Raw genomic sequence first — 14116 nt, forward strand, 5'->3', positions numbered from 1 at the left:
GTCACAGTGGCATCTACGGCGACTCGGCCGGTCCGGTCGCCGGGGTCGCCTCGGCGTCCGTGACGACCGCAGTGAGCTTCGCGGGCGTCGGATGGGACAACAGCTCCCGCAGGGACACCGTCACCCCCAGCGCCTCCTGTATCCGGTTCGCCAACTGGGTGCCGAGCAGGGAGTGCCCGCCCAGCTCGAAGAAGTCGTCGTGGACCCCGATGCCCTCGAACCCGAGGGACTCCTCCCACAGCGCCACGATCCGTTTCTCGGTCTCGTCGCGCGGGGCGGTGTAGCCGGACCGCAGTCCGGCGGGCCGTGTCGAGCGCTCCTCGGCGGCTGCCTTGGGCACCGGGGCCACGGGCCGTGTGTCGCCGGCTTCCACGGGCAAGTCGGCCGTCCCGGCGCCCTGCCTCCCGCTCGGCCCGATCCAATGGCGCTCCCGCTGGAACGGGTAGCCGGGCAGCGTGGCCCGCTGCCGTGGTCCGTCGTGCAGTGCGGGCCAGCGCACCTCGCCGCCCGCCAGCCACAGGTCCCCGACCCCGCGCAGCAGCGTCTCCATGTCGTCGCCCGCCTCACCGGGGCGGCGCATCGTCCGGACGGTGGAGATCCCCCGGCGACCGGCCAGGGCCGCCCTGGACAGCGTGGACAACGCGGTGCCGGGCCCAACCTCGACCAGCACGGTACGGCCCTTGGCCGCCGCCGTACGGACCGCGTCGGCGAAGCGCACCGGCCGACGGGCGTGGCCGCCCCAGTACGCCGGGTCCATGGCCTGCTCGGGGGTGATCGGCTGCCCGGTCACTCCCGAGACGAACGGCCGCTCGCACGGAGCGAGGGCAGCGCCGCGTACCGCCCCGGTCAGCGGGCCGACCACCGGGTCCATCATCGCCGAGTGGAAGGCGTGCGAGGTGTGCAGACGCCGCGTCGCCACCCCGGTGCCGGCCAGTTCACGTTCCAGTGCGGCCACGCCCTCCTCGGGACCGGCGGCCACGCACAGGGCCGGGGCATTGACCGCAGCGACGGACACTCCTGCCGGCAGCAGCGGTACGAGCGTCTCCTCGGACGCCTCGACCGACAGCATCACCCCCGGGGGTTGCTCGCCCATCAGCCGGCCGCGCAGCGCGACCAGGCGCAGCGCGTCCTCCAGCGGCAGCACCCCGGCCAGGCAGGCGGCAGTGAACTCGCCGACGCTGTGGCCCACCATGTCATCGGGCTCCACACCCCAGCGCAGCAGCAGCCGCGCCAGCGCGTATTCGGTGGCGAACAGCGCCGGCTGTGCCACCTCCGTCGAAGTGAGCCGCTCGGCATCGGCGGCCGTGCCGTACAACACCTCGCGAAGGTCGAGGCCGAGATCGGCGCGCAGCAGCTGGGCCGAGCGGTCGATGTCGGCGGCGAAGCCCGGATCCGCCGTGTAGAGGCCGTGGCCCATCGCGGGGAACTGTGTGCCCTGGCCGGGGAACAGGAAGACCGTACGCGGCCGACCGGTGCCCGCGTCGCCCTGGCGTGCGCGGTCGGGGTCTGTGCCACCAAGCAGCGATGCCGCGCGCGCCGGGTCGGGGGGGACGAGGACCGCGCGGCGGTGGCGCATCGGCCGCCTGCCGGTCTGCAGGGTGTACGCGGCGTCGGCGACCGCGGGGGCGTCCGGCCCGGCCAACCGCCCAGCCAGCCGGTCCGTCGCGGCCTCCAGCGCCTGCGGCGTCTTGGCCGACAGCAGGAGGAGCTGCGGCCGGGGAGCGGCGGACACTAGCTCGGGAGCCGGGCATGCGGTCGGAGCCTCTTCGAGGATCACGTGGGCGTTGGTGCCACCGATACCGAAGGAGCTGACACCGATGCGGCGCGGGACGTCACCCGGATTCCAGGCAACCCGTTGGTCGTTCACCCGGAACGGCGTCGCATCGAAGTCGATTCGCGGGTTGGGCGTACGGAAGTGGAGGCTGGGAGCCAACTCCCGGTGCTGCAGCTGCAGTACGGCCTTGATCAGACTCGCGATGCCGGCCGCGGACTCCAGGTGCCCGATGTTGGACTTCACTGAGCCGATGGCGCAGTAGCCGGTGTCCTCGGTGAAGTGCCGGTGGGCGCGGGTCAGCGCGTTGATCTCGATGGGGTCGCCGATGGGGGTGGCGGTGCCGTGCGCCTCGACGGCGGTGACGGTCCGGGCGTCCACCCCGCCCGCACGCAGCGCCTGTAGAACCACCCGCTCCTGTCCCGTGACGCCGGGCGAGGTGTAACTGACCTTGTCGGAGCCGTCGTTGTTGACCGCGGAGCCCTTGAGTACAGCCAGCACCCGGTCGCCGTCGGCCACCGCGTCCGTGAGCCGCTTCAGTACGACCACGCCGACGCCGCTGCCGAAGACGGTGCCCCGGGCCTCGGCGTCGAAGGGGCGGCAGTGCCCGTCCGGCGAGTAGATCAGACCGCGCTCGTAGCGGTATCCCACCCGGTGCGGCACCCGTACGCACACGCCGCCGGCGAGCGCGACATCGCATGCCCCGGTGCGCAGCGACTGCGCCGCTTCGTGCACCGCGACCAGCGACGTGGAACAGGCCGTCTGCACCGACAGCGCGGGTCCGGTGAAACCGAGTTGATGGGCGGCGCGGGTCGCGAGGTAATCCTTGTCGTTGTGGATCTGCAGCTCGAAGACGGCCGAGTCGAGCACGATCCGCCGGCCGCCCAGCAGGTTTGACATCAGGTACGCGGGCATGTTGGCGCCCGCGAAAACCCCGCCGGAACGCACCGCCGCCGGGTCGATACCGGCATGTTCCAGGGCGTGCCAGGCGCACTCCAGGAACAGGCGCTGCTGCGGGTCCAGGAGGGCCGCCTCCCGCGCGCTGAAGCCGAAGAACCGCGCGTCGAAGAGGTCCACACCGTCCAGGAGCGGGGCGGCCGGCACGTACTCCGGCCGTTCGAACTCGGCCCGCTCGATGCCCTCGGCGAGCAGGTCCGCTTCTTCCAGCCGCGTGATGGACTCGACGCCGTCCCGCAGATTGCGCCAGTAGGCGTCGATGTCCTCGGCGCCGGGGAAGCGGCCCGCCATCCCGACGACGGCGATGTCGGTGGCAGCCGGGTCCGTGGTGGGGTCGTCGTCGCGCAGGGTCATGCCACGATCCCGGACGGTCCGGCGGGGGTGAGAGCGTGCCGGCCGATGTCGTACGCGGTGGTCCCGTCGAGGGCGAGATCGGCGCAGATCTTCCCCCACAGCGGGGTGAACTTGAAGCCCCAGCCGGCCACGGACACCACGACGTTCTCGCCGCCGTTCACGAGCGCGCCGGCGTCACCGAGGAAGAACTGCCGGGCGGGGTCCTTGGGCAGCATCGCCAGGCAGGTGGACAACTCCGTCGGCCGCGGGTCGGCCCAGGGCATGTGCGCGGTGGCCCAGTCGGTCACCCGCTCCACCGGCCGTGCGGCCGGTATGCCCTTCGCTTCGTCGGCGTGGTTCAGCGCGTCGACCTCGAAGACCGGGCCGAGCCGGATGTCGTCGCTGGCCGACCACGGGTTGGGCGGGAAACCGTAGAACAGGTTGGTGTCCTCGTCCGTGGGTTGCTGGAAGGCGAACCAGAACGGCCGTCCGGGATCGGCCCGGCGCTGGTTGAGGGTGACCAGCGGCAGCTCGTACAGACCAACGTCCAGCTTTGAACCCCACGCTCCCAGAAGGTCGTTGGCGTGGGCACCGTTAGTGATCACGACCTTGTCCGAGCGGTAGGTGCGCTCCTCCGTCCGGACGGTGACGCCGCCGGAATCCGGGTTGACCTCCAGCACCCGCTCGTTGCCGCGCAGCACCGCCCCGTGCTGCTGGGAGAGCTGGAAGACCGCGCCGATCGTGCCGCGTACGTCGATGGCGCCGCCGTCCCGCTGGAGGAAGCCCTCGTAGTGGCCCGGGAGGCTGGTGAAGCCGTAGCGGCGCTCGATCTCCGCGGCGGTCAGCCACTCGTAGGGCACGTCCATCTCGTCCATGGCACGTGCGGTCCCGGAGATCTGGCCCTCGTTGGTCTTCACCTCGGTGTCGCCGAACCACAGGCTGCCCACCTCATGGAGGAGCTTGCGGCCGGTCAGCGACTCCAGCTCCCGCCACATCGGCAGGGCCTCAAGGGTCAGCGCGAAGATGTCCCGCTCGGTGTACTGGAGCCGCCAGTGCCGCTCGGCGCCGCTCGTCCCGCCCCGCTCGTTCATGAAGCCGTACCGCTCCAGGACGAGTACCTTGCGGCCGCCGCGCCGGGCCGCCTGCCAGGCCGTGGACAGGCCGATCGGCCCGCCGCCTATCACGATGAGGTCGTAGTGCTGGTTGTAGTCGCTCATGTGCGTCACTCATTTCTTCACGGGAGAGGGGGCCGGGGTCTGGGGCCCGGCGGAGGGCGGGGGCGTCAGCGGGCCGGCAACGCGAGCAGCTCGGAGACCGCGGCTACCGTCTCGGTGAGCCGTTCGCGGGGGTAGAAGTGCCCGCCGTCGAAAATCCGGTCCGTGAAGCCGGCCCGGGTGAAGGCCGCCCATTCGCGCACGTCCCGCGGTGTCACCGCCGGGTCGTCCGCACCGCAGAACGCGGTGACGGGCAGGTCCAGCGCCGGGGTGTCGGCACCGAACCGGCAGGACTCCAGCACCTGGTAGTCGTTGCGCACGACCGACACGATCATCCGCACCAGCTCCGGGTTCTCGGACACGCCCCTGGGGACGCCGCCGAGCCGGACGAGCTCGTCGAGGACACCCTCGTCGTCGTGCCGCAGAAGGTCACCGGCGTGGATCCGAGGCGGGGCGAACTGGCTGGAGACGATCAGCCGGTCCGGCGTCGGGTAGCCCGACTCCTCCCACCGGCGGGCGATCTCGTACCCGACGGCGGCCCCCATGCTGTGGCCGAAGAACGTGAACGGCAGGTCCAGCGCCGGGGCGAGCTCGGCGGCGAGAAGACCGGCGAGCTCGTCCATGTCGTCGATGAGCGGATCGTCGATGCGCTCCTCACGACCGGGGTACTGCACCGCCAACAGGTCGATATCCGAGGGGAGTTCGTCTCGCCAGCGGCGGTAGAAGGAGGCGCCTCCGCCGGCGTACGGGAAGCAGACGAGCTGGTGGCGGGGCGGTGAGGCACCGGCGGCGTACTTGATCAGCGGGGTCGTGCGCCCCAGATACATGGATTCACCTCATGGTGGTATGCGGGTGTGGGGATACGGCATGCGCGGACCGCGCGCGGGTGGGCTTAGTGCGCTTCAGAGGCGAGTCGGCCGGCGATGTCCTCCCGCAGAGCCTTCTTGTCGATCTTCCCGATGCCGGTCAGCGGCAGGGCGTCCACGACTTCCAGCCGCTCGGGAAACTTGAAGCCGGCCAGGCCTTGCTGTTCCAGGAACCGGCGCAGCTCCCGCAGCCCGACCGTGCCCTCGCCGTCGAGGACGGCGTACAGGCACACCACCTCGCCGTAGAGTTCGTGCGGCATGGCGACACCGGCCGCCTGGACGATCCGCGGGTGGCGCTGGGCGATGGACTCCAGTTCCTCCGCGGAGATCTTCTCGCCGCCGCGGTTGATGGAGTCCCGTACCCGGCCCTCCAGGACGACGTTGCCGCCGCTGTCCAAGCGCACCAAGTCGCCGGTCCGGTAGAAGCCGTCGGGTGTGAACGCCGCGGCGGTGGCCTCGGGATTGCGGTAGTAGCCGGCGACGGTATAGGGGCCGCGGGTCAGCAGCTCACCCATATCGCCTTCGGCCACCGGCTTGCCGTCGGCGTCGACGACCCGGAACTCGTCCGCCGCACTGGCCGGTCTGCCCTGAGTGGTGTGGACGACGTCGTCAGGGTCGTCGAGGCGAGTGAAGCACAGCAGTCCCTCGCTCATGCCGTAGCACTGCTGGAGCGTGGCGCCCAGCTCGGTGCGGACCCGGGCGGCCGCTTCGGCGCCGGGCCGGGCGCCGCCGACCTGGATCACCTCCAGGCTGCTCAGATCGGCCCCGGACTCCGGCGCGGCGGCCAGCCACTGAAGCATCAGGGTCGGGACGAGGGTGCAGTGGGTCACCCGCTCCCGCTCGATCAACTCGAAGGCGGAGCGAGGACTGTTGGGGTTCGCGAGCACAACCCGGCCGCCCGCGATCAGCGTGCCGAGCACCCCCGGGCAGTTCATCACGAAGCCGTGGGCGGCGGGCATGACCGCAAGGTTGACCGACTCCGAAGTGATTCCCGCGATGCCGACAGCGGTACGGATCATGTAGCCGTAGCCCTCGTGGGACCGCGGGATCGCCTTCGGCAGCCCGGTGGTGCCGCCGGAGAGCAGGAAGACGGCGGCATCCCCGGGAGTGGCACCGGATGCGTCCGCGTCGGTACGACGGGTGTCCGGCGCGGTGCTGCCGGGCTCGGGTCGGCACAGCCGCGCCAGATCCGTCTCGCCCTCGGCGAGTTGCCCCGCTCCCCGTATGAGGAGATGGCGCAGGCCGGGGTGCCGGTCCCGCAGCGTGCGGGCCAGCCCGAGCAGACCTGCGCGGCGGGTTCCGGCGTCCACGGCCAGGGCGACGGGCCGGGTGACGGACACGATGTGGTTCAGCTCGTGTTCCCGGAACGCCGGAAGGATCAGCACCGGCGGCGCCCCCACATGCAGCAGCGCCAGCACCAGGACGACATACTCCAGGCAGTTGGGCAGCTGTACGCAGACCCGGTCGCCGGGGGCGATGCCCTGGGTGCGCAGTCGGCCGGCCGCCTCGTGCACCGCCCGCGCCAGTTCCGCGTAGGTCATCCGGCGGTCACCGTCGACGAGGGCGCAGCGATCGGGCTGGGCCCGGCACCGGTCGAGCACGAGGTCGCTGACCAGCTCCTGCCGCCACAGCCCGGCGTCGCGGTAGGCCGCGGCGCGGTCGGCGGCGAGGGCGATCACCTCCGTGTCCAGCGCGGCGCGCTCGCTGACCGGCGCCGTCATGACCCGCTCCGCTGCTCGCCGACGAGCTCGGCCAGCTGGCCCAGCGTGTAGTCGTCCTGGTCCCACAGGTCGACCGTCACACCGAACCGCTGCTTGAGCGCGAGCTGCAGCTCGGTGGTCTCCACCGAGCTGAGCCCGAGCTCGGCACGGAGCTTCCAGTCCGTGGTGGCCTCCGCCAACTCCGTTTCGTCAAGGCCTATTTCGACCAGCGTGGCGGTCACCGCGCTAAGCAGGTCGGCCGTCTCATGCATCGACAAGGGAAAATGCCTCCAACATCCGCTGTCATCCGGGGGTGCGAGGGCGCCTGGCAATACCGGGGATACGACGGCGCCCTGGGTGAGGTGTTCCGGCCTTCGGGTTCAGCGCTCCGGGGCGCGTGCGGTCATCTCGCGTGCGAACTCCTGCCATATGCGGGCGCATTCGCCCGCTACGTCGGCCACCGCGCGGGCGCAGTGCGGGGGGACCCCGCCGACCAGGGCCTGCCAATGGGTGAGCGGGATCTCATGGGAGCTGAGCAGCCGGAGCAGCGCGCGTCCCATGTCGGTAGAGCGCAGTGCGGGGTCCTGCTTCAGGACGCGCACCCGCTCCGGCAACGGCGGACGCCGCAGGTCCGAGCCGGTGCCCGGGGACGGAGGCATGAGGCGGTCATCCCCGGCACCGTCATGGGCACCGTCGACACCGCCCGAGCCGCCGGCGTCATCCCTGCCGCCCGCTCCGCCCTCGATGCGCCATGAGACGAGGGGGGTGCGGGGAGCTGCGCCGACCGCCCGGTGTCCCTTGCCGCGCGGCGCGGGCACCGGATTCTGGCCGTTCTCCAGCCGTTTGCGCACGTCCTGGGCAGTGCCCAGAGATATCCCCGCCGAGCTGGCGATCTCCCGCAGCGAGGCGTATGGCCGCTCGCTGATCAACTTGCTGGCGTAAAGCCGACCTTCGGCCACGCTGGCCGGGTGCGTCCGGCCATCCCGGCCGAGCCTATCCACCCCGTTCAGCTGAGGATCTTCCTCGGCTGAACGGCGCCGGATGACGCCCACGGTCTTCGGGGACAGCCCCGACACCGATCCGATCGACCGATCCGACCACTGCGGGTAAGCGTGCAGTATGCGGGCGGCCGCCGCCTTGCGGTCGCTCAGCGACAGCGGCAGTCCGTGAGCGACGTTCGAGCGGACAGCGAGGACGAAGCTTTCCTCTTCCGTGCCTTCGAAGAACTCCACACGGATCTGCGTGCCGCCGCGCAGGAGTTGAGCGCGCACCCGGTGCGTCCCGTCGAGTACGCGCATCGTCGGGCGGTGCACCAGGACGGGCGGCAGCAGCGAGGGGTCCAGCACGGCCAGCGCCCTGACGTGTTCCGGATCCTGGCCGCCGCTGCGCAGCGGGCAGGACATGTCCAGTGCGCTGATCGGTACGGTTACGGCCCGGCCCCGCCGCGCGGCACCGAGGCCGGGAGCGGCCTCCGGTACCCGTAACGCTGACTCGACGGTCATCCCACCACTCACGTTCGTCCCTGCAAGTCAGCCGGCCGCCAGCGCGGCACCCAGCCTGGGCGTGTCCGTACCGCTCGCCATGGCCTGGACCTCGGCCAGCGACTCGTCCAGTGCTTCGACGAGATAGTCCACCTGTGAGGGCCGCAGTTCGGGGTGGCAGGGGAGGTTGAGGTGCTGGTCGAACCACATGCTCTCGGCGACCGGGCACTCGCCGCGACCGTGGCCGCGGTGCCGCCACTCGGGGGTCAGATGCAGCGGGAAATAGCGCAGCTGGATCTCCACCCCCCGCCGGTCCAGCGCCAGCAGCAGCTGGTCACGCAGGGCGCGGGTGTCCGCGAAGCAGGTGTAGAGGTGGTAGGCGTGACCACTGTGCGCGGGTGCCTGTTGGGGGCGTACGAACGGATAGCGGCGCAGCACCGCATCGAGCCGCGCCGCGATCGAGCGCCGGGTCGCCTGAAGGGTATCCAGCCTGCCGAGCTGCGCCAGGCCGACGGCCGCCGCGGCCTCGGACATCGTGGCATTGGTGCCGGCCCGCCGGATCAGGGTGACTCGGTCGCTGTAGACCGCGGCGGAGTACTTCATCCACGGCAGCACCAGCGGCTCGTCGGGATCGATCCGCTCCTCTGGCTCGATCTGCGCGTCGACATCGTTGCCACGCAGCCGCTCCAGACGCACGGCCCAGTCGTCACGGTCGAAGGTGACCATGCCGCCCTCGCCGAGCGTGGTGATGTTCTTGGCGTTCTGAAAGCTGAAGGTGCCGATGTCGGCCAGCGAACCCGGCCTGCGCCCGCGGTAGTCGGCGCCCAGCGCGTGCGCGCAGTCCTCGACGACGAGGATGCCGTGACGGCGGGCGATCGCCATGATCTCGTCCATCTCGGCCGGGCAGCCGCCGTAGTGCACCAGAAGCAGTGCCTTGGTGCGCGGCGTGATCAGCGCCTCCACCGCGGTCGGGTCGATGTTGAGGGTCGTCGGATCGATGTCACAGAAGCGGACCGTCACCTCGCGGTCCAACAACGGCATGACGGTGGCCTGATAGGTCTGGGGAGTGGCGATGACCTCGTCGCCGGGCCGCAGGTCGAGGAGCTGGATCGCCAGTTCCAGTGAGACGGTTCCGCTGGTGGTCGTCATCGCGTACCGGCTACCGACCAGCTGAGCGAAGGCCCGCTCGAACCGGTCGCGCCAGGTACCCAACGACAGTGGGGCATCGCCCTGCACCAGTTCGGTGAGCTCCCTGACCTCGACCTCGCCCAGTACACTGCCCCGTTTCGCACAGGGCACTACATAGCTCCTGTCCAACATGCGTCCCATCAAAGCCCGGACCGTTCATACGGGGTAAGGGCCGACAGCGGTCAGCTTGGTCAGGGCACGGTCAGAATGGTCAGACTTACTGCCTACGACCGGTGCGCCGCTCAGTGACCGGTGGCTTGGTTCGCTTTCACGGCCGGTGGGCGAGGCGAAGCTGGTTGCGGGGCTTTTGGCTGCACTCGACACCACCCACCCAGAGCACCAGGCGGCAAACGAAGCGACCATGGCAGCGGGCCTCCTGGTCATGTCCCCGCTGCTGCTCGCCGAGATCGACCACGTGGCCACGCGCGAACTTGGCCGCGAAGCCGCCATCAGCGCAGCCGATGACATCCGGCACTGGATGCGCCGCGGCCGCATCTCCGTACCGGAGATCACTGAGGACCACTTGGCAGCCGCGCAATCCCTGCGTGCTCGCTACGCCGGTCTCGACCTCGATCTCGCCGACGCGGTGAACGTCGCCCTGGCCTCCGACTACGACACAGCCGCCGTCCTCACCCTCGACCGCCGCGACTTCCGTGCCGTGCGCCCCCTCGGCCGCCACAAGGCATTGCGGATTCTCCCCGATGGCCTCCCGCTCTGAATCCGTGACGACGATGGTCGGGGCGGTGGCGGCCGCGTTCTGTCATGCCTGTGCTGTCTCCACAAATTGAGCCACCGTGGTGCTGTTGACGGGCGGCGCAAGCAAGTGCGGCGCTTCGTCGGCGGTGGGGGAGCGCAAGGGGAGCGTGGACGCCTTTGGACGGTGCAACACGGGACGCGAAGAGCGGGACCGTGGCATGGGTTCTGATCAGGGAAGACGGGACCTCGGGCTACGGCGCGGCACTGGGCGGCACGATGTCTACCGGCCTCGTAATGCGTAGGTCCCGGGTTCGAATCCGGTCGCCTGCACCGCCGATGCAGGCTCGACCGCCCTGGTCGGACCGCTCCGAACCAGGTACTTTCCAGGGATTTTTCAGGGACTTTTCAGCTCTGTCCCAGGGACATTCCAGGGACTTCCGTTGAGTGGGAGGGAAAGGACCTGACAGCTCCGAAAGGTGCAAAGCGCCAGGCCAGGGCCGGTTTCTACCAGTTGATGGCGCTCGCCAAGTGGTGTCTCGTGCTGATCACGCAAGCCGCACGATGATGTGCGGGCGAGGGCTTGGTGGGCACCGTGAGAGCTACCCCGCGACGGCACCGCCGGAGGCGCTGTTTCGGGCGAATTCGCCCTTGAACAGCGCCAGTTGGCGGCGTCGCCGCATGCATCAGTACGGGTAGAACCCCGACCCGGACTTCCGCCCCAGACGCCCCGCGTCCACCATCCGCTGGAGCAGTGGGGAAGCGGCGTACAACGACTCCTTGTACTCCTCGTTCATGTCGGCCTACGTCTCCCTTGACGCTCTGATGGATGCGTCCCGGGAGACGTAGTACCCGCCGGGCCGATCAGGTGGCCTGCCGCTACGAGCGGCTGTCTAGCACTTAATCGCGGCCGGTCCAAACCGGCTTTTCTCCGGACACTGGTCTCGCCTGCCAGGAGCAGCCCGGACGTCGCCGCTGCACAGCTGGTGGGAGACCGGCGCGGCTGCCGGTACGTCGAAGTCCTCACCCGGAGATATCCAATGAGTCATCAGAAGCAGCCTTTCGTCGAGACAGCGTTCCTGAACGTGGAGAACGCTGCTACGTACCTCGGTATCTCGACGAACACTTTGTACGTCTGGCGTCACCGGCGGCAGGGGCCGCTCAGCTTCCGTATGGGCCCTGGTGGGCGGGTCATGTATCGCCGGGATTTGCTCGATGCATGGCTTGCGGAACAACAGGAAGCCGATTCGCGTTCGAACCCGGCCCTTAGCCCGATGAACAGGGCGCCGCAGCGGCGTTCGCCACGCACCGTGTCCTGATGCGGAATACCGGTCTTGCAGTTGGACCGGTCAGGGCGGGTTGTGGCCCAGGGCCGGCGGGTTGAAGAAGTGGACGATACGCGGAATTTCGTGCAGACGAAGGTTGTCTGTGTGCTGAGCATGGCGCGGGATGCGCCTTGTGAATTTGCTCTCCGACCTTAAGGGGCTTCATATGGCGGGATACATAGAGGACAGGTGGCTCAAGAAGCGGCCGAACAAGGAGACCGGCAAGCGAGAGCGCACCGAACTCTGGGGGAAGCGCACCCGCTACCGAGTGAAGGGGATCCCCGGAGTTCAAGACCGCTCCTTCGACACGGTCGCGGACGCCAAGGCGTGGCTCGCCGAGGCCCAGACCGACTCGCGCCGCGGCGAGTTCGTAGACGCCCGCGACGGCGAGATCACCTTCCGCGAGTATGTCGAGAAGCACTGGTGGCCGTCGCAGGTCCACCCCGCGCAGACGCGGGAGAGCATGCACTATCGGATCTGGGGACACGTACTGCCATACCTGGGGGAGACCCCGCTGCGGGACATCGGCACGGCAGAACTCCGTAAGTGGTCCGCCGACGTGCAGCGCGCGGTCGGAGCCGGCACGGCGCACATCGCCTGGATCTACCTGAAGGCGATCATGCAGGCCGCGGTCGAGGACAAGCGTCTCTTCCGTAACCCGTGCAAGGGCAGCAGCACGATCAAGCCGCCCAAGAAGCCCGAGCGGAGGGCGCGCTCCTGGACGCAGGGCCGAGTCCACGCGGTGCGGGCTGAGCTTCCCGATCGGTACCAGATCACAGCTGACCTCGGCGTCGGGTGCGGCTTGCGGCAGGGGGAGGCATTCGGGTTCTCTCCCGATGATGTGCGGGGCGACTTCATCCACATTGAGCGGCAGATCCTGCGGTACAAGTCGCAGCTCTACTTCGGTCCACCGAAGGGCGGCAAGGAGCGCGACGTACCGGTGACGGAGGCCCTGGCCAAGCGGGTGCTGGTGCACCAGGAGCAGTTCGAGACGATCGAGGTGACCCTGCCGTGGCTCGATCCTGAAGAGCCGGACGTGCCCCGGGACAAGCGCCGCAAGGTGACGGTGCCGTTGCTGGTCACCACGACCCGCGGTGGAGCAATCAACCGGACCACATGGAACACCAAGGCTTGGAAGCCAGCCCTGGCCAAGGCTGGGGTGATTCCCCCTCTCCCGAAGCAGGAGGAGGGGGAGAAGACCACGCGTGTGTGGGAGCCGAGCCGGGAGCACGGATTCCACGTCCTGAGGCACACCTATGCCTCGGTGATGCTTGAGGCGGGCGAGTCGATCGTCTCGTTGGCCCAGTGGCTCGGTCACTCCGACCCGGCCTTCACCCTCCGCACCTACACTCACTTCATGCCGCAGGCCGGCGCCCGCGGACTCTCCGCCATCGAGGCGTGGTTCACCGCTGTCGACTGAAAGTCCCCGAGAAGTCCCCGCGGGCCCAAGAGTCCGAAACGATCATGCAAACGTGCAGGTCAAAGCATGATCGTTGCCGCGGGGGGCGGAGCCCGGCGTACAGGCCGACTCGTCCGCCATTACCGTTCCGACCAGGGGTTTCCCTGGTCGTTCCGACGGACGTCGTCGGGTTGGGGCGGCAGCGGACCACGACGCGGCCACGGATGCGGACGCACGCCCCCCCCGCCCCGCAGGGCCGGCTGTCACATGGCGTGCACGGGGCTGCCCACGGATGTCCGGGCCGGGCCGTGGAAGACCTGTCGGTCGTGCCACTCGCGGTGTCGTGTCGCGACCTTGGGGGCGTCCGCCTGCGGGCCGATGACCGGGCGGCCGGCGAGGTCCAGCACGTGCTGTCGGCTGGCCTCGCTGCGGCCGACGAAGCGTTGCGAGACCAGGATGCGGTGGTTCTCCCCGACGCCCAGGACCCCCTTGTCGAAGAGTTTGTGGTGCAGCGAGCACAGGCACAGGCCGTTGTCGACCTCGTCCGGCCCGTCGTGGGACCACCAGCGCACATGCGCGGCCTCCAGCCCGACCGGGCTCGCGCCGAGTGCCCCGTCGTATCCGCAGAACGCACAGCGGAACTCGTAGGCCGTGAGTATGAGTTCACGCATCCGTCGATCACGCCCCCGTCGGGCGGCGGCGCCCGCGCCGGGCCCGGGTTCGGTCTCGGCGAGCTCCAGGTCGAGACCCACGGCTTCGCACAGATCCCCGTGCAGGGACGGCGGGAAGTGGCTGTCCAGCAGCACCCTGGTGAGCCGGCCCAGCAGCGACGGCTCCTTGGCGAGCGCGGCCCGTAGGGCGGGCGCGAGCCGCCCGGTGGCACCGCTGGAGCGAAGGAGTCCGACCCCGCTTCCGGGGCTCCCCGGCCCCTGGTCGGTTCTGACCTCCCACACGCCGTCACTGACGAGGTGATGGAAGGGGTACGCGGGGGTCGTCGGGTGCGAGGGTCCGTACTCGGCCAGCAACCGCTTGAGCTCGTCCTCGACCGCGCTGTAGCGCAGCTCGCCGTCGGCATCCCGCTGATAGCCGCCGAGCGCGTACAGCAGCAGCAACGGCTTGTGCGGAGCCCGAAAGCCGTTGCTCGTCCAACGCCGCAGTCCCGCCACCCGATCAAGCCAGTCCATGGGCC

General features: G+C 69.8%; 11 protein-coding genes and 1 pseudogene. 3 read left to right on the forward strand and 9 right to left on the reverse strand.

Annotated elements, in window-relative coordinates; translation table 11 throughout:
* Positions 1-13 precede the first annotated feature (13 nt).
* From SNOUR_RS27725 to SNOUR_RS27755, 7 genes are all read right to left on the reverse strand, one after another.
* A complete protein-coding gene (locus SNOUR_RS27725; protein WP_067352224.1) occupies positions 14-3082 on the reverse strand; it encodes a type I polyketide synthase in 3069 nt (1022 codons plus the stop codon).
* Entirely contained in the window at positions 3079-4278 is a 1200-nt protein-coding gene (locus SNOUR_RS27730) for an FAD-dependent oxidoreductase (protein ID WP_067352228.1), read from the reverse strand. The genes SNOUR_RS27725 and SNOUR_RS27730 overlap by 4 nt, the downstream gene beginning before the upstream one ends.
* Before the next feature lie 65 nt (positions 4279-4343).
* Positions 4344-5102 carry a thioesterase II family protein gene (locus SNOUR_RS27735; protein ID WP_067352229.1) on the reverse strand — a complete coding sequence of 253 codons (759 nt, stop codon included), beginning with the start codon at positions 5100-5102 and terminating at the stop codon, positions 4344-4346.
* A 65-nt stretch (positions 5103-5167) separates the two neighbouring features.
* Entirely contained in the window at positions 5168-6862 is a 1695-nt protein-coding gene (locus tag SNOUR_RS27740; protein WP_067352232.1) for a (2,3-dihydroxybenzoyl)adenylate synthase, read from the reverse strand.
* Positions 6859-7113: an acyl carrier protein gene (locus SNOUR_RS27745; protein ID WP_067352233.1), complete on the reverse strand. Its 255-nt coding sequence runs from the start codon at positions 7111-7113 to the stop codon at positions 6859-6861. Before SNOUR_RS27745 ends, SNOUR_RS27740 begins: the two co-directional genes overlap by 4 nt.
* A 108-nt stretch (positions 7114-7221) precedes the next feature.
* Positions 7222-8343 carry a ParB/RepB/Spo0J family partition protein gene (locus tag SNOUR_RS27750; RefSeq protein WP_067352236.1) on the reverse strand — a complete coding sequence of 374 codons (1122 nt, stop codon included), beginning with the start codon at positions 8341-8343 and terminating at the stop codon, positions 7222-7224.
* A gap of 27 nt (positions 8344-8370) precedes the next feature.
* The gene (locus tag SNOUR_RS27755; protein WP_312633940.1) at positions 8371-9621 is read right to left on the reverse strand and encodes a DegT/DnrJ/EryC1/StrS family aminotransferase; all 1251 of its coding nucleotides are present in this window, start codon (positions 9619-9621) and stop codon (positions 8371-8373) included.
* A 166-nt stretch (positions 9622-9787) separates the two neighbouring features.
* Between SNOUR_RS27755 and SNOUR_RS27760 the strand changes: the two genes are divergently transcribed.
* Positions 9788-10228: a PIN domain-containing protein gene (locus tag SNOUR_RS27760; protein WP_067352240.1), complete on the forward strand. Its 441-nt coding sequence runs from the start codon at positions 9788-9790 to the stop codon at positions 10226-10228.
* Positions 10229-10889: 661 nt separating this feature from the next.
* Here the strand turns inward: SNOUR_RS27760 and SNOUR_RS43410 are convergent.
* A pseudogene (locus SNOUR_RS43410) lies at positions 10890-11000 on the reverse strand (3-hydroxyacyl-CoA dehydrogenase family protein); the annotation flags it as partial.
* A gap of 243 nt (positions 11001-11243) precedes the next feature.
* Between SNOUR_RS43410 and SNOUR_RS43415 the strand changes: the two are divergent.
* Positions 11244-11522 (forward strand): helix-turn-helix domain-containing protein, encoded by a 279-nt coding sequence (locus SNOUR_RS43415; protein ID WP_079142925.1) that lies wholly within the window; start codon positions 11244-11246, stop codon positions 11520-11522.
* 172 nt (positions 11523-11694) lie between these two features.
* Complete coding sequence (locus SNOUR_RS27765; protein ID WP_067352243.1) at positions 11695-12948, forward strand: tyrosine-type recombinase/integrase; 1254 nt, start codon at positions 11695-11697, stop codon at positions 12946-12948.
* Between the two features lie 242 nt (positions 12949-13190).
* On the opposite strand, the gene SNOUR_RS27770 is transcribed toward SNOUR_RS27765, so the two are convergent.
* Entirely contained in the window at positions 13191-14111 is a 921-nt protein-coding gene (locus tag SNOUR_RS27770) for a phosphorothioated DNA-binding restriction endonuclease (protein WP_067352245.1), read from the reverse strand.
* Positions 14112-14116 lie beyond the last annotated feature (5 nt).

The organism is Streptomyces noursei ATCC 11455, assembly GCF_001704275.1.
GTDB lineage: Bacteria > Actinomycetota > Actinomycetes > Streptomycetales > Streptomycetaceae > Streptomyces > Streptomyces noursei.